Below are 25,716 nucleotides of genomic sequence, written 5' to 3'. Positions count from 1 at the left end.
GACTATTTAAAATATTACAATGAAAATCGAATACAAGAAAAGCTAGGATATCAGTCTCCCGTTAATTATCGGTTGGCTTCATCCTAACTTGGTTTTTTCTTGAGTCCCAAGGAACTAGGTCAGTTCCTACCTTAATGGGTGGTTTTTCTGTGTAAAGAATAGCGTCACTGAGTGTGCCGTTATTTAGGGTTTGTACTAATTTTTTGGTAGATAGATTCAATGGCATCTGCATGCGATCCGTGTTCAATGATCAGGTCTTTGTCACTGTAGCGTGGAATAATGTGCACATGATAATGAAAGACAGTTTGTCCTGCAAGTGGACCGGAATTACTGATGATATTGAAATCTTGTACATTGAGACGCTCTTGAAGCCGTTTAGCAACGATTTGTGCTGCTGATTGAACATGGGCAAGGGTTTTGGTATCGGCGCTCATAAACGAGGTTGTAGGCGTTTTAGGGATAACAAGAGTATGTCCAGGGGTTGCTTGTGTTATATCGAGAAATGCAAGTGTAAATTCATCCTCGTAAATGATGTATGCAGGAATCTCGCGGTCAATAATTTTTTGGAATAGTGTCATAATCGTCTCCTTTTGATTAAGTATAGCACAGTCTGATTTGATGGTAAAAAAAACACACCGGATGGTGTGTTTTTGGATGCTTAAGCGAGGTAACCTGGATAGGATGCAGTGATTGCATCAAGAATATCTTTGTCATAAACTTTGAAGTTATTATCGCTAAAGACTTTAGCACGGTATGTTTTTGTAAGTGCTTGATCTTTTTTCCATTGGTTTAAAAGATCATCTTTAAATTTGTTTGCATCGGTTTCAACGATTTCAACAATGTACGCTGTACCATTTGTTTCATCTTTTAATGCACCACTTAAGCCAGGAGCTTGTTGTTGGTTCATGAATTGTGAAATTGGTGATGGGAACTGTGTTCCTTTAAGGTTGTAAATTGCTGATTTTCCAGTGTACTGGGAATTTGCCATAGCAACATCCTTAGCAACATCTTCCATTTTTTCACCTGCTTGAATACGTGTTAACGCTTCGTTTGCTTGGTCAACGGTTTGAGTTTGAAGTATATTTGCTTTGCGTGGTTGATACTCTTTTACAAGAGCGTCGAAATCTGCTTCGATAGTTTGTTTGACTAAGAATTCCATTTTCAGTGTTGGATAAACGACTTTATCGAGATAATCTTGTTCTGAACCCATGTTTAATTGTTCTAACAAGAGTGGGAACTGATCACCAAGAATTGATTTTGCTTCAGCAAGTTGTGCTTGAGCAGCTTCTTCAATTGAAGGGTCGTTAATGTCTTTGGTTACAGATTGCTCTGCGTTTTGAATAACAGTAGCACCGTTGTCTTGACGTTTCATAACTTCAAACAATTGTGTTTCTGTCACAGTTTGGTTACCAACTGTAAAAATTGTGTCATTTGATGCTGGCTTCACGCGTGCATCAGAACATCCTGCAAGAACAAGAAGAGCGACTAATAATGCTGTAATTTTTTTCATATTATTGTCCTTCCTCGATACCCATTAATGTGAGTAATTCTTTCTTGACGGCGTCATCAGTAAATTTAATATCTAAGTCTTTTGCTTTATCCCAAATTGCATTGTAAACAATTTGTTTGTTTGAAGCTGTAAGTGATGCGATGTATTTTGCTTTTTCTTCATCATTACTTACAAAGTCTTCGGGATTTGTTGAATCAACTTTAATTAAGTGCATTCCATATTGTGAAGCGGTCCATTCTGATGTTTGTCCTGCTTCAGTTGCAAGTGCAGCTGCTAAAAATTCTGGTACTAATTGTGAGGATTTATCTGTAAATCCAATGCTACCACCACGTTGTGCGGATGCAGTATCATCGGATAGGGCCATCGCTACTTCGTTAAATGGTTTTCCTTCAGCAAGTTGTGCGTTAACTTTATCAATCTTCGCTTGTTCCTCTGCTGTTGGATTTTTTGAATCGGTCATTTTGATCAAGATGTGGCTAACCATGCGTGGTGAGCTTGCTTCAACATAAGGATCTAAATATGTTTCTTTATTCGCATTCACGTAATCTAAGATAATTTGATCGCGTTTTGCCATGTCTTCATAAACAATGTTTAACTCATCAAGCCCTTTGTAGCCCAATGAAATGACATAGCTTTCAAGTTGTTGCATTCCTGCTTGACCTTGTTGCTGTGCAGTTCCAGCTTTTGCTGTTTCTGCAATTTCTTTCGATTTCTTAGCAATTTCTGGTGTCGTTTCAATTGAAGATAAAACGGAACGTTCGAAAAGTGCATATGTTTGAGTCAAACCATATCGCTCTTTAAGATCTTTGTTATAGTCTTCGGCAAAATAATTAACGCCAGCGATTTCGGAGACGACTTGTTTCCCCTCGACTGTCTTACCGCGTAAAACAGTACCTATTTGCTGTTTTGCATAGAAGCCAATTCCGGCAACTAGTACTAAACAGATAACGACGACAAACCAATATTTTTTTAAATTGTCAATCATTATAATCCTCCTTTTAACTTTCTCATTATAGGTTATTTACAACCCCATTGCAATAAAACACGGCAATGTAATGAGTGTCTCACAAGTGAATGAACTTCGTGTGAAAAAGCATGTATTTTTTAATTAATTATTAACAAGAGAATTGCGTTGGTGCGTTTAAGAATTGTACCACTGTGATATAATGATAAAAGTATAAAGAAGCGAGGAATTATCATGGCACAATTACGTATTGAAAACCTTCATGTTGAAATTGAAGGAAAACAAATCTTAAAGGGAGTAAACTTGGTTGTCAACGAAGGTGAAATTCATGCAATCATGGGGCCTAATGGAAATGGTAAATCAACGTTACTCTCTGCAATAATGGGACATCCCCGCTATGAAGTAACGGAAGGTTCAATTACATTTGATGGAGAAGATGTTTTGGAGCTTGAAGTGGATGAACGAAGTAAATTAGGACTCTTTTTAGGGATGCAGTATCCCCAAGAAGTATCAGGTGTTACAAACTCTGATTTTTTGAAATCAGCGCTAAACGCACGTCGTGAAACACCAATCGGATTGTTTGAATTCGTAAAGGGAATGGAGTCCAGTGTAAAACGTCTTCGCATGAAAGAAGACCTAGCACACCGTTTCTTAAATGAAGGCTTTTCAGGTGGCGAAAAGAAACGCAATGAAATTCTACAAATGATGATGTTGCAACCCCGTTTTACAATGCTTGATGAAATCGATTCAGGTTTGGACATTGATGCACTTGGACTCGTTGCAGAAGTCTTAAAAGAAGAACAAGATAAACGGCAAATGGGACTGATTATTGTCAGCCACTATGAGCGATTCTTTGAATTGATTAAACCCACGCATACCCATATCATGATGGACGGTCAAATTGTCTTAAGTTCAGATGAAACACTCGTTACAAAAATTGACCGTGAAGGTTATGACTGGATTGAAGCAAAACCAGCGGAAACAGAAAAAGAACATAAGCAACGAATTGCATTAGAATCGTGTGTTATCAAAGATCGAATCCAAGGTAACAAATAATGGCAATCGTAATTGAAACATCACAAAACGTAAGCCTTGAAGCAGGTTTTAATGAAGTTCATATACATGTTCACGATTCCATGAATGTGAGCTTAACCATTCCTGCCCAAACAGAAGGTAGTGTTTACCTTGTTGTGAGTGGTGCAGGGAACTTAGAATTTACTCTTGATGCCCAAGAATCTTCCAATTGGAAATACCTATGGATCAATCAAAGTAACGAAGCATTAGTTGTTGATGAACACCTTATTTTAAATGAGCGCGCTCATCTTGTCGCAAACTATGGTGAAATGTCCCTTGGAAATCATCATAAAAAAACACACATTGAATATATCGGTGCAGGGAGTCATGTCGATTTTAGAGGGGCTATTATCAGTTTCAATAATCTCAAATGGACGATTAAAGCAGATCATCAAGCGAAGAAGAGTTATGCAATGGTAACCTGCAATGCGATCGTTTTAGATGAAGCAAAACTTCACTTAGAAGTTATTGGGTCTATTGCTAAAGGTAATGGTGGATCAGAGACCCACCAAATGAGTCGTATCATGAATTTAGGTGAGACGGTTCACGGTGTAGTTTATCCGATGCTTCTAATTGACGAGAATGACGTTGCAGCATCTCATGCAGCATCAGTGGGTCAACCGAATGAAGAACATATCTATTACCTGCAATCACGTGGTTTATCGCGTCTTGATGCTTTGAAACTGATTATAACGGGCTATTTGATGCCGATTGTTGATGGCATTGATGATCCTGCAATTAAAGAACAATTAACACAAGAAATTACAGAGAAGGTGAATAACCAATGGCAATAAGAGATGATTTCCCCTTTTATAAACATCACCCTGGTGTTGCTTACCTTGATAATGCAGCAACAAATTTGAAGCCCCAGGTAGTAATTGATGCAGTTGTCGATTACTATGAACGCTTATCATCCAACATTCATCGTGGGGATTATAATGAATCACTGGAAACCAGTAATTTATACGAGTTAACTCGAAAAAAAGTCGCAGCATTTATTCATACGGAACCAAAGAACATTGTCTTTACTTCCGGTGCAAGTGAAAGTTTGAATTTGGTGGCTCATGGGTATGGGCTACACCATCTTAAGAAGGGGGATGTTGTGCTCCTTAACGAAGCCGAACATGCCTCAAATACACTCCCTTGGTTCGCATTAAGCGAAACACTCGGGATTGAAGTTGAATTCATTAAATTGGATCATGATGGAAAAATTTCAACGAATGCGCTGCGTCAAGCAATGCATGACCGTGTCAAACTTGTTTCTATTGCACATATTTCGAATGTATTAGGCTATGAGAATGATATCAAGGCATTCGCAACAATTGCTCACGAATTTGGTGCACTTATTTGTGTGGATGGCGCGCAATCAGTCGGTCATACAGCCGTTAATGTGAGTGATCTTGATGTTGATTTTTTTGCTTTCAGTGCCCATAAAATGCTCGGCCCAACTGGTGTGGGTGTTTTATATGCGAAGCCGGAAATTTTTGAAATTATGGAACCACTAAATACTGGTGGCGGCAACAATGTGCGTTATAGTGCATGCGGTGATGTTGTTCTCAAAAAAGCACCTGCAAAATTCGAATCGGGAACACCAAATATTGAAGGTGTCATTGGCTTTGGGAGCGCTATTGATTATCTTCAAAGCGTTGGATTTGAAACGATTCATAATACGATTAAACCACTCCACACGAAAGCCTTAAATGCTTTACTTGGTATGGATCATGTAACGGTATATAATCCACAAGCTGATAATGCGATTATCTCATTTTCCGTGAAAGGAATATTTGCTCAAGATGTTGCGGCATACCTCAATAGTTTGAAAATATCGGTTCGTTCTGGCGAACATTGCGCCAAAATGTTAAATGGTGCTTTAAAAGCAGAGAAAAGTGTCCGAATGTCACTTTATTTCTACAATAACGAAAATGATGTGGACCGTTTCATTGAAGCAGTCGAAACAATTACGATTGAAAAAACAATCGATTTATATTTATAGGAGGGTATATGGATTATTTTGATAACCCACAATTTTTAAGACAAATTATCATGGACCATTATGAAAATCCACGAAATAAACGCATGGAGTCAGACTATCCAAGTATTCAAATGAGTACTGACTCATGTATTGATGATCTTTTGATTCAAGCCAAGATTGAACATGGAAAGATTGTGGATGTTGCGTTTGAAGGTCAAGCATGTACGATTGCAACATCGGCAGCTTCAATCATGACAGAATTACTTAAAAATAAAACGATTGAAGAAGCAACCGCAATTATTGCTGAATACAATAAAATGCTACACCTCGATACGTATGACCACGATGTCTTGCAAGAAGCGAATGCATTTAAAAATGTTGGACGTCAAGCCAACCGTATTCATTGTGCTACATTAGGATGGCGTGGCATTACGGAATTAATTGAAGAAAGTAGGGATCAAGATGAGTGAAGAAAAAATTAGCGATCGAGATCGTTTACCCAGCGAAACGTACGAATACGGATTTCATGATAACGTCGAAGCTGTAGTACAATTTGATAAAGGGCTTAATGAAGATGTCGTGCGTGAAATTTCTCGAATTAAACAAGAACCAGATTGGATGCTAGACCTGCGTCTTAAAGCATACGAGCACTTTAAAGCGCAACCCATGCCAACGTGGGGGGCTGACTTATCGGCCATTGATTTTGAAGACTATATTTATTACCTACGACCAAGCGATCGTGCTGAAACGTTATGGGAAGATGTTCCAGAAACTATTCGGAACACGTTTGATCGTCTTGGAATTCCAGAAGCTGAAGCGAAATACTTGTCAGGTGTTGCGACTCAATACGACTCAGAAGTGGTCTACGCCAATATGCTTCAGGAAGTTGAAGCAAAAGGGGTCCTGTTTTTTGATATGGATACAGGACTACGGGATTATCCAGAAATTGTTCAAAAATACTTTAATAAACTCGTACCCTACAATGATAATAAGTTTGCAGCGCTCAACACTGCGGTGTGGTCTGGAGGCTCCTTTATCTATATTCCAAAAGGTGTTGTGTTGGATAAACCATTGCAATCCTATTTTAGAATTAATGCTGAATCAATGGGGCAATTTGAACGAACGCTCATCATTGTTGATGAGGGTGCGGATGTTCATTATGTTGAAGGATGTACAGCGCCAATCTATTCGAAAGATTCAATGCATGCTGCTGTCGTTGAAATTTTTGTGCATGAAAATGCAAAATGTCGCTATACGACCATTCAAAACTGGTCAACCAATGTCTACAATCTCGTAACCAAACGTGCAACAGTTGATGCTCACGGGGTGATGGAGTGGATTGACGGAAACATTGGTGCTTACAAGACAATGAAGTACCCATCTTGCATTCTTGCAGGTAATGCTGCGAAGGGAATGACGATTTCGATTGCTGTCGCAAGTAAAAATCAATGGCAAGATGCAGGCGCTAAAATGATACATAAAGCACCCAATACGCAAAGTACCATTATCTCAAAGTCTGTTTCACGTAATGGTGGGACTGTAAACTATCGAGGAATTGTCCATCACGATAAAAACGCTATAAATGCTAAAACGAAAATCGAGTGCGACACACTCATTTTGGATCAACTATCGATGAGTGATACGATGCCTGTAAATATTGTAGAGACCAATGCTTCAATCATCGAACATGAAGCACGCGTTTCCAAAATCTCTGAAGAAGAACTCTTCTACTTGATGAGTCGTGGACTTAGCGAAGAACAAGCGTCCGAAACCATTATTCTTGGTTTCTTAGAACCATTTACACGTGAATTACCAATGGAATATGCCGTCGAATTAAATCAATTGATGAAGATGGAGATGGAAGGATCTGTTGGGTAATAGAAAGGACATGCCTATGTCAGTGAAACGAGACATTGCTGACGCAATTATTGCACAGCGAAAAAAATATGATGTCGAAACGCGCTTGCCGTGGGACAAAGCAATCCATGACCAAGTGATAGAAAGAACGTCAGGGCATAAGGTTATTGCTTTATATGCCGCATTTAACCATGAAGTCGATACATACGCGATTATGGAAACGCTGTGGTGGGATCCCACACTGACGTTAGTCTTGCCTAAAATTAGTAATAAGGCGATGACCTTTCACCCAGTTACAGGATTTCAAGATTTGACACCAGGACAACTTGGAATCCTCGAACCTACGACAGCGGTGACCATTGACGCAAAAGATATTGACATGATGTTAATCCCAATGGTAGCATTCAACCGAAATGGATATCGTATAGGTTATGGGGCGGGGTATTACGATCGATATTTAAAAGATACTGATTTCATCAAAATTGGTCTTGCATATGACTTTCAAGAAACAACAGTTTCCTTTGAAGAAATGCATGATATACCGTGTGATGCAATCATTACAAATAGAGAGGTAATACATGCAAAACAATAGAAATAAAATGTTTAAGTTTAGTGTGGTAATGTTCCTTGTGTATGCATCCCATGCAATTATGTTTACACAAATGATTCCATACTTAACCCAACTTGGATATACGGGGACGCAAAGGGGATATATTTTGTCTTATTTTGCGGTGGTATCGATTGTGGGGCAAATTTTAGTAGGTTACCTCAGTGATCGATTCGGAGCCATTAAACGATTCTTTATTTATACTACCTTTATTCTGTTTATGACAGGGTTGATGGCCTTTAGCTTCGATGGCGCCAATTATTGGTTTCACTTTTTTGCAGTTGGAACCATGGCTGGATTTACCCGGATTGCGAGTAACTTATACGATACATGGGTTTTAGAGACTGATGGGTTGTATCACGAGTTTGGTCGCATTCGTTCTCTGGGTTCGCTCGGGTGGGCACTTACATCTTTAGTAGGTGGGTACCTTGCAACCAGTATGGGATTCCATAGTATTGGTATCCTATCAGGTTTGCTTAGTTTGTGCGTCATCTTTTTGTCATTTCGACTAGAAGAGGCTAAAACTGAATCCCCTGATCCCATCAAGTTTAAAGATATTGCAGCACTATTTCAAAATAAAAACTATGTGCTACTACTAGTTGTTTATTTTGTCGCCTACTTTGTTTACAATGCAGACGGCATCACTGTTATCGATTTGATATTTGATTTGGGTGGTAATGCGTCAAATGTTGGGACCAAATGGTTTGTGCAAGCCATCAGTGAAATTCCGATGATGATTATCATGGGACGTCTCCTAATTAAATATCGTGGTAAGAAACTCATGATTTTTGCATCCGTAATTACTGCTATGCGTTTTTTTCTTTATGCAATGGCACCAAGTGTCACAAGCATTTTAATCATGACCGTATTGCAAATGCTGTCTTATCCATTCTTACTGATTTCGCAAAAGGATCTTGTCTATCGTGAAGTGCCCGAACACTTACGTTCGACCGGACAGATGGTTGCAATATCGATAACCATTGGTTTAAGTGCCGTATTTACACCAATTTTTGCTGCAGCAATTGTTGAGATGACAACGATTCGAACAGCACTCACTGTGTTTGGTTTATTGATGATTATTCCAGCAACATTAATGCTCTTTTATAAACCAGATAATCACACAGTTTAACATATGCTTATCAACACATTTACAAATTATAACGATACAATAATCCTGTAAATCAATTGGTTTGCAGAAGGCTATTTCTCTATCCTAGGAATAGATTTCATAACTGTAACAATCGAGAAAAGGGCGAAAGCCCTTTTTTCTTCAAACTTTGTGAAAATAATTGATATTTTGATAAGAAAAAGATTGTATTTATGGTAAAATAGGGATATTGAAAGAGGGATCGATATGAATATTGTTCAATTAACTTCGGAATCAATTCGAGAGCTACGTGCGAAACGCAATGGAATTATGCGTGGCATGATTGAAGGTCAAGAAGGATCACTCCTCGTCCTTGGAGGATCGTTCGCAGGGAATGACCGACAAAGAAACGTTGTATCGTATGCAGTGTTCACAATTTTCTTTGAAATATGGGAAAGATTTAATATGGAATCGTGGTCCTATACATTTGATGAAGAAGGACTTATTTTTTACATTAAACTGGATGAAGATGCCAAAAAAGTGAAAGACATCCTTGTCCATTATGAAGATCACCATCCAATAGGCTTTGCTATCGATAGTGATGTTTTTGATGCTACACAAGAGTGGACCCGAGATTCTCTTGGCCTAACACCACGCCGTGATGAGTATTTTAAAGTTGCTTTGGATGAACTCATGAATGATATTGTTGTAGATCCTAAATACATTGATAACTATATTAAACGTGTTGAAGGCTATATTGTTAAAGGCGATAAGCAAACAATCCTTTCCAATATTTTAGTTTATGGATATGTCAGTGCATATACCAAAGAACTTGGGTTTGGAATGTATGGACCTAACTATAAAGGCAGTAACGAACAAATGAACTTTGAGAAATTTATTCATTTAGTACGGGCCTACAAAGATGAAGCACATCGTATTTTTAACGTAAACAGTCATAATGTTTCCGATATAAACCGATATCAGCATGACATTGAAACAAAAATTCAACGTGCTGTTTTAAACCAACAGACCTATAAATATCCTGTTTTTATGACAAGCATTATTATGTTTGCGTTTATAAACTCAAGAGGGTATGCAGATATTACCAAGCAGGTCAAACAATTTGGTGAAGGATTTGCACAGCATGGCTTTTTTGATGAAGATCCAAAACGCTATGAATTTGTGGAAACCGGGATGCGTGAGGTCTTTAACCACTACGTTCCGTTTCTTCAAAAGAATAAATCAATCACATCAACATTGCTCTATATCATGAGTCGTCATGATGATCAGTCGATCATTTTGCATAATGGCGACCAAAACTTGTTAAAAGTTCAGTTTCTTTCGAAGAACTTGATTCATAAAGAGGATAAATGGATTGAATTGGACAAATTCTGTAGTTCAAGTTACATTTACCCCTATGACGATACGACCCTACTTGTGATAACATGTATGTTAGATATCATGCAACGTTATTACCTGAAGATAAAAATGTTGTTTGATACACAAGAAAAATAAAGGTGGAAACAATGAAATTTTTAGATGAATTAGAATGGCGCGGTCTTGTTAAAGACGTTACAAACCGAGATGCTTTGAATGAACGTCTTGAAAATCCAATATCCCTATACTGTGGATTTGACCCAACAGCGGATTCATTGCATGTTGGACATCTCCAACAAATCATCCTTCTAAAACGTTACCAAGCACAAGGACACCATCCAATTGCGCTTGTTGGTGGCGCTACGGGTATGATTGGAGATCCACGACCAACGACAGAACGCTCAATGCTTACTGACGAAGATTTAGCTCGTAACATCGCAGGAATTGGTAGCCAAATTGAACGCATCGTCAGTTCAGATAATAATCCAGTTCGTATTTTAAATAATCGTGATTGGTTGGGTGATTTATCCATGCTTGATTTTTTAAGAGATTATGGAAAACACTTTAGTGTTGCGACAATGCTTTCAAAAGATACGATTGCGAAACGTATTCAAACAGGTATTTCGTATACTGAATTCTCGTATACAATTCTTCAAGCGATCGATTACCTTCATCTCTTTAAGAATGAAGGCGTACAATTACAAATTGGTGGATCTGATCAATGGGGAAACTTGGTTAGTGGTACTGAGTTAATTCGTCGTGTTGAAGGACATGAATCCGAAGTTTATGGTGTCACATCACACTTGATTATGAAGTCAGACGGTACTAAATTTGGCAAGAGTGAAGGGCAAAATATTTGGTTAGACCCTGAGCGTACTGATGCCTATGAGTTCTACCAATTCTGGATTAATACAAGTGATGAAGACATTATTGACTTTACCAAACGTCTATCCTTTAAATCAGTTGCAGAAATTGAAGCAATTGAAGTTGCATTTAAAGAAGCACCGCACTTACGACATGCTCAAAAAGAACTTGCGAAAGAATTGACACAAATTGTTCATGGTGATGCTGGTCTTGACATGGCGTTACGAATGACTGAAGCATTATTCTCTGGTAATGTCCAAAACTTATCTGTTGAAGAACTTCGATCAGCATTTAAAGGCAGTAGCTCACTCGATGTTGCGGAAGCAAAAACAATCGTTGATTTACTCGTTGATACCAACATTCTTCCAAGTAAGCGTGAAGCGCGTCAACTCGTGAAAGATGGTGCGATTCGTGTCAATGGCGAAGTTGTGAACGATGCCGAGTTTATCATTACAAAAGAAAACGCAATTGGCGAACAACTTACCGTCATTCGACGTGGTAAGAAAACATATCATTTAATCAACCACGTTAGCGTCTAAGGAGGCCTTGATGAAAAAGTTCCTTACATTAATAGTACTTGCATTACTTGTGACTGGATGTTCATTCGGAGAGAAGAGTCTTTATGCTGAAAAAGTAAAACGCTATGAGTCATCTTGGAAAGCAATCTTAGATCAAGATAAATTTGCGGCGTCATCACCATATTTCAATGTTAAAGCAACTATGGGTAAAAAAGGTGATGGCTACGTCTATGAAATCGTTGTGGATCAGCCACGGATTGCATTGTATGAAGTTGAAGTTGTAGTCGTTGCAAACAATGAGCCCTACAATAAAGAAACAATGATGCCATCTGCTGGAATTTTTGATGGACAATATTCAATGATTCCAAATCAAACAGATACAGAAAAAACATTTGTTGGGGGATTCCAACTTAACGGTGAAACATCCGAATCAACAGTCAATTTAAAAATTCTTGTAAGTTGGAAAGATTATTCTCATCTTGAAACAACACGAGAATTTCTCGAATTCAATCTCGAATATAAAGATGGCCCAGTCATGCCTGTAGAAGTTGCACCGACGGCGCCAACTGAAGATGCACCAGCTGAGGATGCACCTGCCGAAGATGCTCCGGCTGACGAGGAAGCGTAACATTTGAAAGAAACTACCACCAGGTAGTTTCTTTTTATAAATAATGGAGAGGTGGTAAGGTAATGGATAGAATGATTGAATCATTTTTAGCGCAATATAAGGCACAAGGAGCCTGTGTGGGGGTTATAGACCACAAAGGCCAATGGAAGTACAAAAAGGTATACAATGATGCTATGTGTCCACATCCGGTCGCAGCGCAGTCGCGCTATGGTATTGCTTCAATAACGAAACTGTTGACAGCCATTGTCATGCTTAAAGGGGTAACATCAAATTGGTGGTCGCTTGACGATTCTATATCTGATTACTTTCCAAGTTTTAATAGAAGAGATATTCGAATCCATCATTTTTTGAACCACACTTCAGGATACTATCCGCAACCGCGCACAACAATTTCGCAAATATGCCAAAAGACTGGATTTAAGCAAGAAGTTTATGACTGTGGCTTATCACCTGAATACATGGACCAGGCTGTAGCAATTCTCATTGATAAGCTAAATGCAAAGACAAAGCAACACAGTCATCCGGGAACTCATGTAAGTTACTTTAATGATGGGTATGCATTACTTGGCGAAGTCATCCGTGTAGCAAGCCCGTATGTTCATTATGAAGCAGCAGTTCAAGACTTAATTTTTAAACCACTTGGCATGCATGATTCAACTACAACGTATTTAGATGTGAACAAAGACGACCAAACCACAATCCAATATTATTGGATTGAGGATCAGTGTATCGAAATAAAAGACTACTATGACAATGCCTTTGCTTTACAAGGTGGTGGCGCAGCTAAGTCAACGCTTCAAGACATGGGAAAATTAGCAACGTGGCTAATGCAACCATCAAACGACATGTTAGCGCACCTTGAGACACATTTGCATGAGGTTGGATATGGGACTCAGTATGGATTCGGAAGTCAGTACATTCAAACTGAAATAGGTAATGTGGTAGGGCATGCAGGTTCGCTAACCGGAGTATCAAGTGCATTGTTTATAAATGAAACGAAAACTGAAGCTGCCATAGTACTTTGTAATACAAGCGATATTCCTGTACAGAAGTTAGCCCTTATGATGTTAGATGCTATGCCGAAAGATACGCCAGATGAAGTATCATGGTGTTTAGAAAAAATGAACGCTTTATACGGAAGTTACTGTGCGGGTGAAGGGTATAGCGTTGAAATATCAAATGAAAACGTAAAAATTGATGGTGTAAATCATACCTACACGACATGTAAGTGTGACTATATTAGGGTGTCTACTGACAACAATCCGATTTATCTGAAAATTATTTTTGAAGAAACAGATGTTATCGGGATTCGATTCGGACTCAGAATGTTGGAGAAAACAAATGAAAAAAACTAGACTAAAAGCTGCAAGTGTCAGCTTATCGTGGGGCGGCGCAGGGGATAAGGACCTACGTTGGCGCTATGAAAAAGGGGTTCAATACCTCAAGGATACATTTGATATCGAGGTCCTACCAATGACCCATACTCTCGATGGTAGTGAGTCGGTATACCAGAATCCACAACACCGCGCTCAAGATCTTATGGAAGCATACGAAGATGATGACATTGCGATGGTGCTGTCGTGTATTGGAGGGTCAGAGAGTGTTCGAATATTACCATATTTAGATGATGCTATTTTTATAAATAACCCAAAACCATTCATTGGTTACTCAGATTCCACAACACTTCACTTGTATCTCAATAAGCTAGGCATTAAAACATACTATGGCCCATCAATCCTTTCAGAGTTTTCTGAAAACAATGGGATGTTTGAATACAGCCGTGATTATTTCCAAAGGATTGTCTTAAATCAAGAAGCAAGTGTGACAATTGAAGCAGCAACGCAGTGGACGAGTGAGCGAATTCCATGGTTAATAGAAAATCAAAATCAGTCAAAAACAATGTATTCAAATGACGGTTTCGATTTTATCCAAGGTGATAAGGTGGTTAGAGGGCCTTTAATTGGTGGGTGTATCGAAGTGATGAGTAACCTTAGAGGTACAGATATATGGCCATCATATGAGTCTTTCGATGGTGCAATTCTTTTCCTCGAAACCAGTGAAGTGATGGCAGAACCATGGTTATTTGAGGATATGCTACGGGCATTGGTTATGGTTGGTGCACTCGAAAAGACTTCCGGTATCATCTTTGGAAAGCCTTATAATAATAAATATTATCAAGAATACCGGGAAATTATAGAAAAGATAGTACAAGAAATCGACTACCAGGGTGCCATTGTCGCCAATATGAATTTTGGTCATACCCAACCAATGTTTTCGATACCTTATGGCGGTATTGGGATTATTGACCCCAATCAAAGAACGTTCACAATCAAACAATAAAAAAGAAGAGGCGATAGCCTCTTCTTTATGGAGTAGATAGTTACTCTTAGATATATTCTTCTGATTTAACAGTGAACATAATAGCCCCTGCCATAGGGTCTTTTTTGATTTCTGCTTTTGCAATTTTACATGCCAATTCTGTATCTTGTTCGCTTGTTTCAAAGTAAAGGCGGATTCCATCTTTCTTTACAAATGTAAAAGTTGGTGATTCCATAGATTCCAAAATTGTTTGAATTTTGCTTTGCATGATCGGACTGTTTACGATAATCATAATAATGCCTCCATTAACTTCCCTACTATCATACCAATATTGGAAATTATTTTCAATCCAATTAAAAAAGTTTTTCAATAATTGCTAAAAAGTGTTGAAAATTATTTTCGAACGGTGTATCCTATGGGTGTAAGCACTATCAGTGCATCAGGAGGGAAAAGTAATATGGAAGCTTTAACACGCTTTATTGAAGAACGTATAGCACCACCGCTAATCAAATTTTCACAATTGAAATACGTTCAAGTAATGCAACGTACCGGACTTGGTATTATGAGTTTACTGGTAGTAGGATCAGTATTCTTACTCGTAGCATCATTTCCATTTGACCCATGGTTGAATTTCTTAGGAGATTTCCGCTGGGTAATCGCAGCAGCATCTGGTGTGGGGACATCATTTATTGCTCTTTATACAGTAATCACTGCTTCATATGGTTTGGTTGAGTTCTACAACAAACAACGTGGTGAAAACCATGACATCATTCAACCAATGATTTTATCAGTAGCATCATTCTTACTTCTAAACCCAGCTCAAACAGTCACAACACTTATTGAAGGTATTGCTGAGCCAGGGAAATTTACAGGAGTTCCAACAGCATACTTAGGTGCAGTCGGGGTATTTGCCGCACTTATTATTGCAATTGTAACTGTTGAAGTATATCGTTTTGTTATTAACCGTAAATTAGTTATTAAGATGCCAGAAGGTGTTCCACCAATGGTTTCTCAATCATTCATCGCTTTAATTCCATCATTTGTTGTTATTATCATGTGGTGGTTTGTAGGATCGGTATTCAAGATTAACTTACCACAAACAATCGCTGGTATCTTTACACCACTTGTACGTGTTGGTGATAGTCCAGTTGTTGTCTTGATTTCAACATTCCTAAACCGTATTCTATGGGCAGTTGGTATCCATGGTTCAAATATTGTTAACTCAGTAGGTGGAACATTCTGGGGCCAAATGACTCAAGAAAACTTGCAAGCACTTCAAGCAATGCAAGAATTGCCATATACATTTACATCAGTATGGATTGATAACTATATTTGGACAGGATTATTCCCGCTCGCTGTAGCATTAATTCGTTCAAAATCACCACGTCTCAAAGGACTTGGAAAACTGTCAATTGCTGCAGCACTCTTTAACATTGGTGAGCCACTAATCTTTGGTCTTCCAATTATGTTGAACCCATTGATGATGATTCCATTTATCTTGTCATACATGGTTCTTGCTATCGTAGCGATTATCTTAACATTAACCGGTGTTCTACCAGTTCCGGTAATGATTATTTCTTGGATTACGCCAGCACCACTTAAAACATGGTTAGCAACGAGCGGAAGCATTACGGCAGTATTATTCGTTCTTGCTGGTTGGGTCTTCATGTACTTAACATTCTACCCATTTGTAAAAGCGTTAGAAAAACAAGACTTGAAAGAAATCGCAGCAGCTGAAGAAGCACATAAAACAGAGGCAGCCTAATGTTAGGAATTTCCTGCTATTTCAAAGATTTGGATTATGACTATCTGGAATATGCTGCGAATTTGGGAGCGAAGTATGTCTTTACTTCGCTTCACATTCCAGAAGAAGACTTATCCCAATTAGATACAATGCTTCCAAAATTTCTCGATAAATGTCAGGAATTGAACTTAAATTTAGTCCCTGATATTTCACCAATGACATTTGAAAAGCTTAATATTGAGCCAAACAATTATGTTGGTTTGAAAGAAAAAGGATTCAAAGTGTTGCGATTAGACTATGGTTTTGATGATTTTGAAATTATTAAAACATTACTTCAAGATTTTGAATTGGTGCTTAATGCAAGCGTTGTGGACGAGCAATACATCATTGACGCTAAAGCCCATGGTGTAGACTTTACACACATTTCAGTAATGCACAACTTTTATCCAAAAACTGAAACCGGTCTATCATTAGAATACTTCAATAAAAAGAATGAAGCATTCATTAAATATAACATTCCAATTATGGCATTTGTTCCAGGTGATCGTTTGAAACGATTCCCACTGTATGAAGGATTGCCAACTGTCGAGAAACACCGTCAAGTACATCCATATGTTGCTGCTGTTGAGTTAATCCACAGTTGCGGTATTCAAGATATTTTGATTGGTGATTCATTAGCACATAATGAAACACTACGTTACATTCAAAGCTATATGGAAGACAAAACAATGCATATCCCAGTCTACTTAGATAAAGCATATGCATCAATGTACGAGCAACCGTATGCTATCCGTAAAGACTTATCTGAAAACGTTATTCGACTTGCAACACCACGTATTCCAGACATTGCGATTAACAATAACAACTATCGTAATAAAGGATCGATTACAATTGAAAATACGTTATCAGGACGTTATAGCGGAGAAATCCAATTGACTAAGAAAGATTTCATGATGGATGCACGTACAAACGTCATCGGATTTATTCATCCTGATTATATTGATTTAGTCCATTATATGGAACGCGATACACGAATTGTATTTGTACCTATTTCATAAGAAGGAATTTATTCCTTCTTTTTTATGAATAAGGTGCACAAAGGAGTAAAAGTATGACAATTGAAGCCATTGTGAATGGGATTCAACAAAACAAATATTTAAATGCAATGAAAACAGCCATTATTAAAGTGGCATTTATCCAAATAGGGGTAGCAGTTGCCATTTTCATGATTCATATTTTCGACCAACGCGAAATGATAAGTGCAGAGACATTCAATCAAGTTGCTCTCTACTATGGGTATTACTGCATACTACTTGGAATCATTTTCACGTTTGTAATGGCACAGGCTTTGATTCCTGTTGAACGTGAATATCAGATCTATACCGTAACGTTCTTTGTGATGATGTATGGGGTTCGATTTATGGAAAGCAATCGATTCCTCGAGTTTCCAATCGTTGCATTGTTTCTTGCATGGATTACGATTCTTGCGAGCGAAAAATTGTCGCGTATGCAGTTCAAATCAAAACATGTACCACAAGCCGTGAATGACTACATGACGAAGCTTATCCCTATCGTGATTCTTCTGATTCTTAATGTCTTGATCTTAGTTCAGTTCACAGCCATTATAGATTTATCAGCGGACATTTTGGTGTATGTTACACGCTTTGTAGCATCATTTGGTATGGTGATTGCAACAATTCTGCTGATTTGTGGATTCTGGGTCTTGGGCATCCATGGTGTTGCTGTGATTGGAACTTTGTTACGGCCATTTTGGTTTTATATGATGATTGTGAATGGCTACCAAGTGATTACAAAACAACCTATTTTATATATTGGGAGTGAGACCTTCTTCCAGTGGATTGTTTGGTTAGGCGGTTCAGGCTGCACCCTTGGTTTGGCTATCGCAATTCGTTTCTTCGCTAAAAGTGAACACCTTAAGTCTTTTGGCAAAGTGGGACTCAATTCAAGTCTGTTCAATATTAATGAGACGATTTTATTTGGAGTTCCAATTGTAGATAACAAAAACTTTAGAGTGCCGTTCTTTGTGGCACCGATTGTATGTGCTGTAGTAGGGTATGGTGCAATGGCGTGGGGTTATGTCTCGATACCTAGTATTGTGTCACCGTGGGTTTTGCCTGCACCGCTAGGGATTTTTATTTCAAGCCTAGGAGACTTTAGGAGTGTCATATTATCGCTAATCTTGATTGCAATTTCGTTTGTAGTTTATTTTCCATTTTTTAAACGATATGATCGTGAGCTCCAAGCACAGGAACACCAACGATAATAAAAAGAACTTTGCGGTTAAACCCAAAGTTCTTTTTGTGTCTCCAATAAAAAAAAGAGGCGGATGCCTCTTTTAATCTGAAGATTAACGGTTGTAGAACTCAACAACAAGTGCTTCGTTGATTTCTTGGTTTAGTTCGCTACGTTCTGGTAAACGAACATATTCACCTTTCATCTTGTCAGCGTCGAAAGTAACGTATGCTACTGTTCCAACTGATGCTTCCATAGCTTCTTTGATTGATGCCATTGAGCGTGATGATTCTTTAACTTCGATTGTTTGTCCTGGTTTAACTTGGAATGAAGGGATATCCACTTTCTTTCCATCAACAAGGATGTGACCGTGGTTTACTAATTGACGTGCACCACGACGTGTACGTGATAAGTTCATACGGTATACGACGTTATCTAAACGTGATTCAAGCATGAATAAGAAGTTGTGACCTGCAACACCCTCTTGTTTTACAGCTTTTTTGAATGTGTTGTAGAATTGTTTTTCTGTAACACCATATGTGAAACGAATACGTTGTTTTTCACGTTGTTGTAAACCGTAGTTTGATAGTTTTGGACGACGTGCTTTTCCGTGTTGTCCTGGAGCGTAATCGCGACGTTGTAATTCTTTACCTGTTTCTAAAATTGAGAAACTAAGACGACGTGCTTTTTTCCATACTGGACCATTAACTGTTGCCATTTGCTGACCTCCTATATGTCGAGTCAACCACAAATTACTAATAGTTGAGTTCATCTATTACTGTTTCCCTTATTCAGCTAAGGTACTTTAGTTCCTGCCGCGGGATGAACGCGTGGCTACCAACTTTGTGTGCTGATTTTTCATGACCTTACTAATATACAAAAGATAGCGGTAAAAGTCAATCAAGGACTTACCAAGAAACACTAAAATATGATACAATGTCACAAAGAGGTGGACCTATGAACTTACAATCTATTCCGAGTTTTATAATTGAATACAAAGTGCCAATTGCAATTGTAGTTGTTGTGATTGTCATTATGGTATTTTTTATTTCGAGATCAAACAAAAAACGACGATTAAGAAAGCAGTTTGATGCTTTAGAAGTTCGCTACAATGAACTTATGAGTATTCCGGTTCTTTTCAAGATTAACAAGGCAACAGGACTTGCAAAATTGAATCCTGAAGTTGAAAATAAAGTGATTGAGTGTAAGGACCTTTTCAACCAAATTAACCGTCAACAAGAAGTGGTAACACAGCTCTTGGCTGATACAGAAGATGCGTTAGCATACGGGAAGCTAAAAGACGCTAAATACTACTTGGTTGATTTAGAAGAAACGATTACTGAATCATTAGAACAAACCGAAACCTTAAACAAAGAACTTGAATCACTGTTGGAACAAGAGACACAACAACGTCTTGAAATTACGAATCTCAAAGAACGCTTCAGAGCAATCAAACAACAAGCAAATGATCAATCTGCAGTTTTAGGTGATGCATATGGGCAAATAGAAGTTCAAATCCGCGATATTGAGCATGCCTTTTCAGTTTTTGAAGAATGGATGTACGCGTCGGACTTCCAAAAAGCAAAAGATGTTAGTGATGAAACAAAAGAGAGTGTGGATGATTTAGAAGCACGAATCAAAACGATTCCGAAACTGTACGAAGTTGCCAAAGGATACATTCCTCAATTATTAGATGAAGTATCAAAATTGTATCAAGGGGTACGTCAATCAGGTATTTATGTTGATCACTTGGAAGTTCCCAAAAATATTGGTGTTCTCAGTGAAATTCTTAAAGATGATTTAATTGGGATTCGCGAAGGGAATATTTCAAAATCAAAAGAAAGCTTGATTGAAAGTCAAAAACGTTTGGAACAGTTAGGAATTGCAATCCAAAAAGAAGAAAAGGCACATACAGAACTCCAAGGCGTTTCAGAAGAGTTATTCACGACACTTGAATATCTTGTGGAAGCCGTTAAAGATATCAAAACTGATGCCGAAAAAGTTGAAGTACGCTTCGGCTTCGAAGGATATGTAGACCAAGTTGAAGAGTATGCTGCGATTATTGAAACACAAGATCAAATGCGTGCCAAAATCATGCGAATGATTCAAGAAGAAAAAATTCCAGCAACAACAATCCTTATTTCAGTTAATGAATTAGGGCAAGATGTTTCCATCTTCCGTGGTGAATTTGATAAACTCGTTGAGAAGGTCGAACAAGCCAATGCAGATGAATTACGCGCAGAGCGTCAATTAATGAAGTTATATCTTATTATTAATGATGTTCAAGTTCGCATGAAAAAACGCTCGTTGCCAATGATTTCTGAATCATACCGAGAAGATGTCGAAAAAGCACAACTTTATACGCGTCAAATTTCCGATATCTTAAAACACGACATGATTGAAGTCGAAACATTGAACAAAACGGTCGATGAAGCCATTGATTATACATATAAACTCCACAACAACGTTAACAATTTAGTTGGTGCAGTCGATATGTGTGAAAATGCTATTGTCTATGCAAACAAATTCCGCGCCTTTGTACCAGATATTGACGCTGAATTAACCCGTGCAGAACTCGCGTTCAACAATGGTGAGTACACTCAAGCACTCACAACCGTTATCAACGCAATTGATAAATACAGACCTAATACAGCTTATGAGGAGATGATTCGTGACAATGCAAAAAGCGCACGATAAACCAATATATTTAGATTACGCAAGTACAACCCCAACGCGTCCTGAAATTGCTCAAGATGCATTTAAGATTATGAACGAATACTACGAAAACGCTGACTCACTGCATTTTGGGGGTCAGCGTGTTTCTGACTTAGTGACTGCATCACGCAATACACTCGCTAACCAATTAGGAGTCTTACCGCAAGAGGTTATCTTCACATCAGGGGCGAGTGAGTCAAACAGTGCCGCAATCAAAGGGATAGCACTCGCGAATCAACATATTGGTAAACATATTATTACAACTGAAGTTGAACACAGCTCAACTATGGGTGCTGTAGCACAACTTCGAGATTATTTTGGTTATACAGTGGATTATCTACATGTTGATGATCAAGGTAATATCAGCTTTGATGAACTTCGCGATAAACTACGCAAGGATACTGTTCTTGTTGCTGTGATAGCGATTAATAATGAAGTAGGGGCTATAACCGATGTTCAGGCACTTGCAAAGCTCGTGAAGAAAGAATCCAATGCATTTGTTCATATTGACGGAGTCCAAGCCTTAGCCCGTCATGATTTTGAAATGACTCAGATTGATTCTGTCGCTTACTCCGCTCATAAAATCTACGGATTAAAAGGCAGTGGACTATGGTTGAAGCGATCAAATGTTCATGCACTTCCACTTATTAATGGCGGGCAGCAACAATTTGGTGTTCGTGGTGGTACAATCGATAATACTGCTGCAATACTCTGGGCGAAGACCTTACGTCTCGCCCGAGAAGACAATGCGAAAGCTCTGCCAAAGATTGAAAAGATGCAAAAATACTTGTATGATACTTTCGAAAACATGGAAGGCGTTGTTATTAACTCATCCTATGAAGGTTCGCCTTACATCTTTAACTTATCAATACTGAATGTTGGATCAGAAATTATGATGAATGGATTAAATTCCGCAGGATTTGCGGTATCTGCGCAAAGTACATGTAACTCAAAATCACTGGCCCCCTCACATGTTTTAAAAGCCATGGGGAAAAGTGACACCGCTGCATTAAGTAGTATTCGAATCAGTTTATCCCATTTAACGACAATGGAAGAGTTAGAAAAAGTCGTTCAAGAAATTTTGGAGATTAAGAAATATGTCAACCACTAATTATGAATTTATTGTTTGCCGCTACGGTGAACTTTCAACAAAAGGAAAAAACCGCCGCAACTTTACAGCACAACTCGTTCGTAACGTTCGCGCGCAATTAAAAGCTTTCCCAACACTTGAATTTAAAGAAACATATGATCGCTTGTATATCACACTTCATGAAGAAGACGGTTTAGCGGTTAGTGAAGAGCTGAAACATGTATTTGGACTCAGTTCATTTTCACTAGCAATCAAAGTGGAGCGTGATCTAGAAGTTATAGCTCAACTTGCAACCGAACTCATTCAAAAAGAAAGCGGGTCAACATTTAAAGTTCTCGCCCGCCGTCATGATAAAAACTATGAACACGTGTCTGATGTTATAAATCGTCATGTTGCTACGCGTATACTACAAAATACAGACTATAAAGTTAATGTTAAAAATCCTGATATCGGAATTATTGTAGAGATTCGTAACGATGCTGCATACATTATGATGGGTAAAATTGAAGGTGCTGGTGGTTATCCGGTCGGTATTCAAGGAAAAGTCATGTTGATGCTTTCGGGTGGAATTGACTCACCTGTTGCGGGATATCTCATGATGAAACGCGGTGTTACACTCGAAGCGGTCCACTTTGCGTCACCGCCGTACACATCACAAGAAGCTCAGAAAAAAGTCATTGACCTTGCACAAAAACTTACAAACTATCAATCATCGATTAAAGTACATGTTGTGCCATTTACAGATATTCAACTCGAAATCTATAAAAAAGTACCAGAAAGCTATGCAATCACAATGATGCGTCGATATATGCTTCGCATCGGAGAACGTCTTGCAAATGAGCGTCACGCATTAGCAATTGCTAATGGAGAGAGTTTAGGTCAAGTTGCATCACAAACACTCCACAGTATGAAGGAAATCACAAATATCAGCACATTACCAATTCTTCGACCACTAATTACTTATGATAAGGTTGAAATTATTGATCTTTCGCGTAAAATTGATACATATGAGACATCAATCCTTCCGTTTGAAGATTGCTGCACAATATTTACACCAACAAAACCAACAACGAAACCCAATCCACGAAAAGTTGAACTCTTTGAGTCAAAACTTGTGATTGAGGATCTTATTGATCAGGCAATGGAAAATATTGAAGTAATCGAAGTGACGAAAGCGATGGCTGAAGCTACAGCAGAAGTTACAGACTCATTCTTATAATTTACTAACAGGAGGCAATTATGGCATTTGATAATCTGACAAATCGTCTACAAGATACATTTAAAAACTTAACAGGTAAGGGGAAACTTACAGAAAAGAACATCGCGGATGCATTAAGCGAAATTCGTATTTCACTACTTGAAGCGGATGTTAGTTTGGAAGTTATTAATGAACTATTAGACTATACACGTAAAGAAGCAATGGGGATGAAAGTTGTTCGTGATGTTGATCCATCACAAATGTTCATCAAAATTGTTAATGACAAATTAGTTGAAATTTTAGGTGAAGAACACCAAGGCTTAACATTTACTCGTAAACCTGGTGTCATGATGATGGTTGGTCTTCAGGGTTCTGGTAAGACAACAAGTATTGCCAAGATAGCGCGTGAACTCAAAGTCAAAGAAGACAAAAAAGTGTTGTTGGTTGCAGCAGACCTTGCACGTCCGGCAGCTATTGAACAATTGAAGATTCTTGGTGAACGTATCGGTGTTGAGGTTTTTGCTAAAGAGAACAGCACACCAGTTGAAGTGGTAACGGATGCTCTAAGTTATGGTAAAGATTTCGATGTTATCCTTATCGATACCGCCGGACGACTCCAAATTGACGAAGCACTGATGCAACAATTGGTTGATATACAAGCACTTGCGAAACCTGAAGAAATTCTTTTAAGTGTTGATGCGATGTCAGGGCAAGATGTTATTCATGTTGCGAACGGCTTTAAATCAAAACTAAATTTAACGGGATTAGTTGCGACAAAATTTGATGGTGACTCACGTGGCGGATCAATTCTTTCTGTCCGATACATGACCAAAGTTCCTGTAAAATACGTTGGGGTTGGTGAAGGCATTGAAGAGTTAGAGGCATTCCATCCGGATCGAACTGCATCACGTATCTTGGGAATGGGTGATATTGTTTCACTCGTTGAAAAAGCTCAAGAAAAAATGGATATTGAAGCAAGTGAGAAATCAGCGGAACGTATGATGAACGGTCAGTTCACACTTGATGACATGTTGATACAGTTGCAACAAGTTTCAAAAATGGGGCCCATTTCAGGATTATTGAAAATGCTTCCAGGGGCAAACCAAATGGCAAATCAAATCGATGATGATGATGCGTCAAAAGGTATGAAAAAAACTGAAGCTATGATTCAAAGTATGACGAAAGAAGAACGAAATGATCCAACGATTATTCGTTCCGGTCGTAAACACCGTATTGCTAAAGGATCTGGGGTAACAACAACAGATGTTAACCGATTACTAAGTCAATATGATAAAATGAAAAAACAAATGCGTATGTTCTCCCGCATGATGGGAAAACAATAATACATAATAGAAAAGTATCCCGAAGGATACTTTTCTATTAAAGAATGAGACTTATAAGACAATGTAATCTTAAATTGCAAAGTAAGTCTAATTGCTATATCATTTAACTAGTAATCATTTTGGAGGGACTATGAATAAACATATTGACGCACTTATTACAAGACAAGAAAATGCATTCTTAACATCAATCGATGACGCTGGTTATCCAACTGTAAAAGTTGTGAGATCTCCTCGTAAACGTGATGGATTAAAGACAATGTATTTTACAACACACAATAATACACAGATGGTGAAATCATACGAAGCGAATCAACAGGCTATGGTCTATTTTATGGATGAAGCACGTTTTCAAACGGCATCATTTTATGGGACAATGACGGTCGAAACAGATCCAATAATTATACAAGAACTTATGGAGACAGAGAATGCTCCTGTGTTTGCGAAAGGCGTTGATCCAAAAACGTACTGTGTGCTTCGTTTTACTGCTGATAAAGTCAAATTTTTCAGTAATATGACGACAGAAGTTATCGATTTATAATAAACTACCTATAATGCAATAAAAATGCGGATTATCTTGCATTATTACAGTAGATGTG

26 protein-coding genes are annotated in these 25,716 nt (G+C 38.2%); 21 read left to right on the top strand and 5 right to left on the bottom strand.

The features are described 5' to 3' along the window. Positions 1-87: IS3 family transposase (locus tag GVV19_RS05435; protein WP_159638028.1), on the top strand; the 87-nt coding region annotated here is incomplete at its 5' end. Between the two features lie 92 nt (positions 88-179). On the opposite strand, the gene GVV19_RS05430 is transcribed toward GVV19_RS05435, so the two are convergent. From GVV19_RS05430 to GVV19_RS05420, 3 genes are all read right to left on the bottom strand, one after another. Further along, complete coding sequence (locus GVV19_RS05430; protein WP_159640127.1) at positions 180-578, bottom strand: HIT family protein; 399 nt, start codon at positions 576-578, stop codon at positions 180-182. 80 nt (positions 579-658) lie between these two features. Further along, positions 659-1,510 (bottom strand): lipoprotein, encoded by an 852-nt coding sequence (locus GVV19_RS05425; protein WP_159638848.1) that lies wholly within the window; start codon positions 1,508-1,510, stop codon positions 659-661. Position 1,511: 1 nt separating this feature from the next. Further along, positions 1,512-2,495, bottom strand: a complete 984-nt coding sequence (locus GVV19_RS05420; RefSeq protein ID WP_159638846.1) for a peptidylprolyl isomerase — start codon at positions 2,493-2,495, stop codon at positions 1,512-1,514. A 213-nt stretch (positions 2,496-2,708) separates the two neighbouring features. Between GVV19_RS05420 and sufC the strand changes: the two genes are divergently transcribed. The 12 genes from sufC to GVV19_RS05360 all read left to right on the top strand — a co-directional run bounded on the left by sufC (position 2,709) and on the right by GVV19_RS05360 (position 14,798). Further along, positions 2,709-3,530, top strand: a complete 822-nt coding sequence (sufC, locus tag GVV19_RS05415) for a Fe-S cluster assembly ATPase SufC (RefSeq protein WP_159638844.1) — start codon at positions 2,709-2,711, stop codon at positions 3,528-3,530. Further along, the gene (locus GVV19_RS05410; protein WP_236262324.1) at positions 3,530-4,342 is read left to right on the top strand and encodes a SufD family Fe-S cluster assembly protein; all 813 of its coding nucleotides are present in this window, start codon (positions 3,530-3,532) and stop codon (positions 4,340-4,342) included. The genes sufC and GVV19_RS05410 overlap by 1 nt, the downstream gene beginning before the upstream one ends. Then, positions 4,333-5,541: an aminotransferase class V-fold PLP-dependent enzyme gene (locus tag GVV19_RS05405; RefSeq protein ID WP_159646085.1), complete on the top strand. Its 1,209-nt coding sequence runs from the start codon at positions 4,333-4,335 to the stop codon at positions 5,539-5,541. The genes GVV19_RS05410 and GVV19_RS05405 overlap by 10 nt, the downstream gene beginning before the upstream one ends. Before the next feature lie 8 nt (positions 5,542-5,549). Beyond that, on the top strand, positions 5,550-5,990 hold the full coding sequence (sufU, locus tag GVV19_RS05400) for a Fe-S cluster assembly sulfur transfer protein SufU (protein ID WP_159638840.1): 441 nt from the start codon (positions 5,550-5,552) through the stop codon (positions 5,988-5,990). Further along, the gene (sufB, locus tag GVV19_RS05395) at positions 5,983-7,398 is read left to right on the top strand and encodes a Fe-S cluster assembly protein SufB (protein ID WP_159646082.1); all 1,416 of its coding nucleotides are present in this window, start codon (positions 5,983-5,985) and stop codon (positions 7,396-7,398) included. Before sufU ends, sufB begins: the two co-directional genes overlap by 8 nt. 16 nt (positions 7,399-7,414) lie before the next feature. After that, the gene (locus GVV19_RS05390) at positions 7,415-7,969 is read left to right on the top strand and encodes a 5-formyltetrahydrofolate cyclo-ligase (protein WP_159640151.1); all 555 of its coding nucleotides are present in this window, start codon (positions 7,415-7,417) and stop codon (positions 7,967-7,969) included. Further along, positions 7,956-9,113 carry an MFS transporter gene (locus GVV19_RS05385; RefSeq protein WP_159646079.1) on the top strand — a complete coding sequence of 386 codons (1,158 nt, stop codon included), beginning with the start codon at positions 7,956-7,958 and terminating at the stop codon, positions 9,111-9,113. The genes GVV19_RS05390 and GVV19_RS05385 overlap by 14 nt, the downstream gene beginning before the upstream one ends. A 225-nt stretch (positions 9,114-9,338) precedes the next feature. Continuing rightward, a complete protein-coding gene (locus tag GVV19_RS05380; RefSeq protein ID WP_159638832.1) occupies positions 9,339-10,586 on the top strand; it encodes a citrate lyase holo-[acyl-carrier protein] synthase in 1,248 nt (415 codons plus the stop codon). A gap of 11 nt (positions 10,587-10,597) precedes the next feature. Continuing rightward, complete coding sequence (tyrS, locus tag GVV19_RS05375) at positions 10,598-11,851, top strand: tyrosine--tRNA ligase (RefSeq protein ID WP_159646076.1); 1,254 nt, start codon at positions 10,598-10,600, stop codon at positions 11,849-11,851. A 10-nt stretch (positions 11,852-11,861) separates the two neighbouring features. Further along, complete coding sequence (locus tag GVV19_RS05370) at positions 11,862-12,458, top strand: membrane lipoprotein lipid attachment site-containing protein (protein ID WP_159646094.1); 597 nt, start codon at positions 11,862-11,864, stop codon at positions 12,456-12,458. A gap of 62 nt (positions 12,459-12,520) precedes the next feature. Continuing rightward, positions 12,521-13,813, top strand: coding sequence for a serine hydrolase domain-containing protein (locus tag GVV19_RS05365; protein ID WP_159646073.1), 1,293 nt, complete (start codon positions 12,521-12,523; stop codon positions 13,811-13,813). Continuing rightward, positions 13,800-14,798: a S66 family peptidase gene (locus tag GVV19_RS05360; protein ID WP_159646070.1), complete on the top strand. Its 999-nt coding sequence runs from the start codon at positions 13,800-13,802 to the stop codon at positions 14,796-14,798. Before GVV19_RS05365 ends, GVV19_RS05360 begins: the two co-directional genes overlap by 14 nt. Before the next feature lie 46 nt (positions 14,799-14,844). Here GVV19_RS05360 and GVV19_RS05355 read toward each other — a convergent pair whose 3' ends face one another. Further along, complete coding sequence (locus tag GVV19_RS05355) at positions 14,845-15,069, bottom strand: hypothetical protein (protein WP_207948928.1); 225 nt, start codon at positions 15,067-15,069, stop codon at positions 14,845-14,847. 165 nt (positions 15,070-15,234) lie between these two features. Between GVV19_RS05355 and GVV19_RS05350 the strand changes: the two genes are divergently transcribed. Genes GVV19_RS05350 through GVV19_RS05340 form a run of 3 tightly spaced genes read left to right on the top strand, consistent with a single transcriptional unit; the run spans position 15,235 to position 18,805 of the window. Then, a complete protein-coding gene (locus tag GVV19_RS05350; protein WP_159638824.1) occupies positions 15,235-16,542 on the top strand; it encodes a PTS sugar transporter subunit IIC in 1,308 nt (435 codons plus the stop codon). After that, positions 16,542-17,579, top strand: a complete 1,038-nt coding sequence (locus GVV19_RS05345) for a MupG family TIM beta-alpha barrel fold protein (RefSeq protein ID WP_159640166.1) — start codon at positions 16,542-16,544, stop codon at positions 17,577-17,579. Before GVV19_RS05350 ends, GVV19_RS05345 begins: the two co-directional genes overlap by 1 nt. Positions 17,580-17,632: 53 nt before the next feature. Further along, entirely contained in the window at positions 17,633-18,805 is a 1,173-nt protein-coding gene (locus GVV19_RS05340; RefSeq protein ID WP_159646067.1) for a PTS transporter subunit EIIC, read from the top strand. An 84-nt stretch (positions 18,806-18,889) separates the two neighbouring features. Here GVV19_RS05340 and rpsD read toward each other — a convergent pair whose 3' ends face one another. After that, on the bottom strand, positions 18,890-19,492 hold the full coding sequence (gene rpsD, locus GVV19_RS05335; protein WP_159646064.1) for a 30S ribosomal protein S4: 603 nt from the start codon (positions 19,490-19,492) through the stop codon (positions 18,890-18,892). 239 nt (positions 19,493-19,731) lie between these two features. Between rpsD and GVV19_RS05330 the strand changes: the two genes are divergently transcribed. The 5 genes from GVV19_RS05330 (at position 19,732) to GVV19_RS05310 (ending at position 25,658) form a co-directional block, all read left to right on the top strand. Further along, complete coding sequence (locus GVV19_RS05330) at positions 19,732-21,471, top strand: septation ring formation regulator EzrA (protein WP_159646061.1); 1,740 nt, start codon at positions 19,732-19,734, stop codon at positions 21,469-21,471. Further along, the gene (locus tag GVV19_RS05325) at positions 21,452-22,600 is read left to right on the top strand and encodes a cysteine desulfurase family protein (protein WP_159640265.1); all 1,149 of its coding nucleotides are present in this window, start codon (positions 21,452-21,454) and stop codon (positions 22,598-22,600) included. The genes GVV19_RS05330 and GVV19_RS05325 overlap by 20 nt, the downstream gene beginning before the upstream one ends. Then, positions 22,587-23,798 carry a tRNA uracil 4-sulfurtransferase ThiI gene (gene thiI, locus GVV19_RS05320; protein ID WP_159638805.1) on the top strand — a complete coding sequence of 404 codons (1,212 nt, stop codon included), beginning with the start codon at positions 22,587-22,589 and terminating at the stop codon, positions 23,796-23,798. Before GVV19_RS05325 ends, thiI begins: the two co-directional genes overlap by 14 nt. Positions 23,799-23,818: 20 nt before the next feature. Continuing rightward, complete coding sequence (gene ffh, locus GVV19_RS05315; protein ID WP_159640178.1) at positions 23,819-25,120, top strand: signal recognition particle protein; 1,302 nt, start codon at positions 23,819-23,821, stop codon at positions 25,118-25,120. Between the two features lie 130 nt (positions 25,121-25,250). Continuing rightward, positions 25,251-25,658 (top strand): pyridoxamine 5'-phosphate oxidase family protein, encoded by a 408-nt coding sequence (locus GVV19_RS05310; RefSeq protein ID WP_159638801.1) that lies wholly within the window; start codon positions 25,251-25,253, stop codon positions 25,656-25,658. Positions 25,659-25,716: the final 58 nt, after the last annotated feature.

The organism is Erysipelothrix anatis (assembly GCF_009828745.1).
Taxonomy (GTDB): Bacteria; Bacillota_I; Bacilli_A; order Erysipelotrichales; family Erysipelotrichaceae; genus Erysipelothrix; species Erysipelothrix anatis.
Note: the sequence above shows the minus strand (reverse complement) of the source record. Positions and strands in the feature narration are given on the sequence as shown.

Excerpts from the sequence above, each read along its gene's own strand:
- ffh (WP_159640178.1), top strand. The coding sequence starts at position 23,819 with ATGGCATTTGATAATCTGACAAATCGTCTACAAGATACATTTAAAAAC.
- GVV19_RS05360 (WP_159646070.1), top strand. The coding sequence starts at position 13,800 with ATGAAAAAAACTAGACTAAAAGCTGCAAGTGTCAGCTTATCGTGGGGC.
- GVV19_RS05425 (WP_159638848.1), bottom strand. The coding sequence starts at position 1,510 with ATGAAAAAAATTACAGCATTATTAGTCGCTCTTCTTGTTCTTGCAGGA.
- GVV19_RS05370 (WP_159646094.1), top strand. The coding sequence starts at position 11,862 with ATGAAAAAGTTCCTTACATTAATAGTACTTGCATTACTTGTGACTGGA.
- GVV19_RS05405 (WP_159646085.1), top strand. The coding sequence starts at position 4,333 with ATGGCAATAAGAGATGATTTCCCCTTTTATAAACATCACCCTGGTGTT.
- GVV19_RS05340 (WP_159646067.1), top strand. The coding sequence starts at position 17,633 with ATGACAATTGAAGCCATTGTGAATGGGATTCAACAAAACAAATATTTA.
- GVV19_RS05420 (WP_159638846.1), bottom strand. The coding sequence starts at position 2,495 with ATGATTGACAATTTAAAAAAATATTGGTTTGTCGTCGTTATCTGTTTA.
- tyrS (WP_159646076.1), top strand. The coding sequence starts at position 10,598 with ATGAAATTTTTAGATGAATTAGAATGGCGCGGTCTTGTTAAAGACGTT.
- sufC (WP_159638844.1), top strand. The coding sequence starts at position 2,709 with ATGGCACAATTACGTATTGAAAACCTTCATGTTGAAATTGAAGGAAAA.
- sufU (WP_159638840.1), top strand. The coding sequence starts at position 5,550 with ATGGATTATTTTGATAACCCACAATTTTTAAGACAAATTATCATGGAC.
- GVV19_RS05310 (WP_159638801.1), top strand. The coding sequence starts at position 25,251 with ATGAATAAACATATTGACGCACTTATTACAAGACAAGAAAATGCATTC.
- GVV19_RS05365 (WP_159646073.1), top strand. The coding sequence starts at position 12,521 with ATGGATAGAATGATTGAATCATTTTTAGCGCAATATAAGGCACAAGGA.
- GVV19_RS05325 (WP_159640265.1), top strand. The coding sequence starts at position 21,452 with ATGCAAAAAGCGCACGATAAACCAATATATTTAGATTACGCAAGTACA.
- GVV19_RS05330 (WP_159646061.1), top strand. The coding sequence starts at position 19,732 with ATGAACTTACAATCTATTCCGAGTTTTATAATTGAATACAAAGTGCCA.
- GVV19_RS05430 (WP_159640127.1), bottom strand. The coding sequence starts at position 578 with ATGACACTATTCCAAAAAATTATTGACCGCGAGATTCCTGCATACATC.
- GVV19_RS05385 (WP_159646079.1), top strand. The coding sequence starts at position 7,956 with ATGCAAAACAATAGAAATAAAATGTTTAAGTTTAGTGTGGTAATGTTC.
- rpsD (WP_159646064.1), bottom strand. The coding sequence starts at position 19,492 with ATGGCAACAGTTAATGGTCCAGTATGGAAAAAAGCACGTCGTCTTAGT.
- GVV19_RS05410 (WP_236262324.1), top strand. The coding sequence starts at position 3,530 with ATGGCAATCGTAATTGAAACATCACAAAACGTAAGCCTTGAAGCAGGT.
- sufB (WP_159646082.1), top strand. The coding sequence starts at position 5,983 with ATGAGTGAAGAAAAAATTAGCGATCGAGATCGTTTACCCAGCGAAACG.
- GVV19_RS05345 (WP_159640166.1), top strand. The coding sequence starts at position 16,542 with ATGTTAGGAATTTCCTGCTATTTCAAAGATTTGGATTATGACTATCTG.
- GVV19_RS05355 (WP_207948928.1), bottom strand. The coding sequence starts at position 15,069 with ATGATTATCGTAAACAGTCCGATCATGCAAAGCAAAATTCAAACAATT.
- GVV19_RS05390 (WP_159640151.1), top strand. The coding sequence starts at position 7,415 with ATGTCAGTGAAACGAGACATTGCTGACGCAATTATTGCACAGCGAAAA.
- GVV19_RS05350 (WP_159638824.1), top strand. The coding sequence starts at position 15,235 with ATGGAAGCTTTAACACGCTTTATTGAAGAACGTATAGCACCACCGCTA.
- thiI (WP_159638805.1), top strand. The coding sequence starts at position 22,587 with ATGTCAACCACTAATTATGAATTTATTGTTTGCCGCTACGGTGAACTT.
- GVV19_RS05380 (WP_159638832.1), top strand. The coding sequence starts at position 9,339 with ATGAATATTGTTCAATTAACTTCGGAATCAATTCGAGAGCTACGTGCG.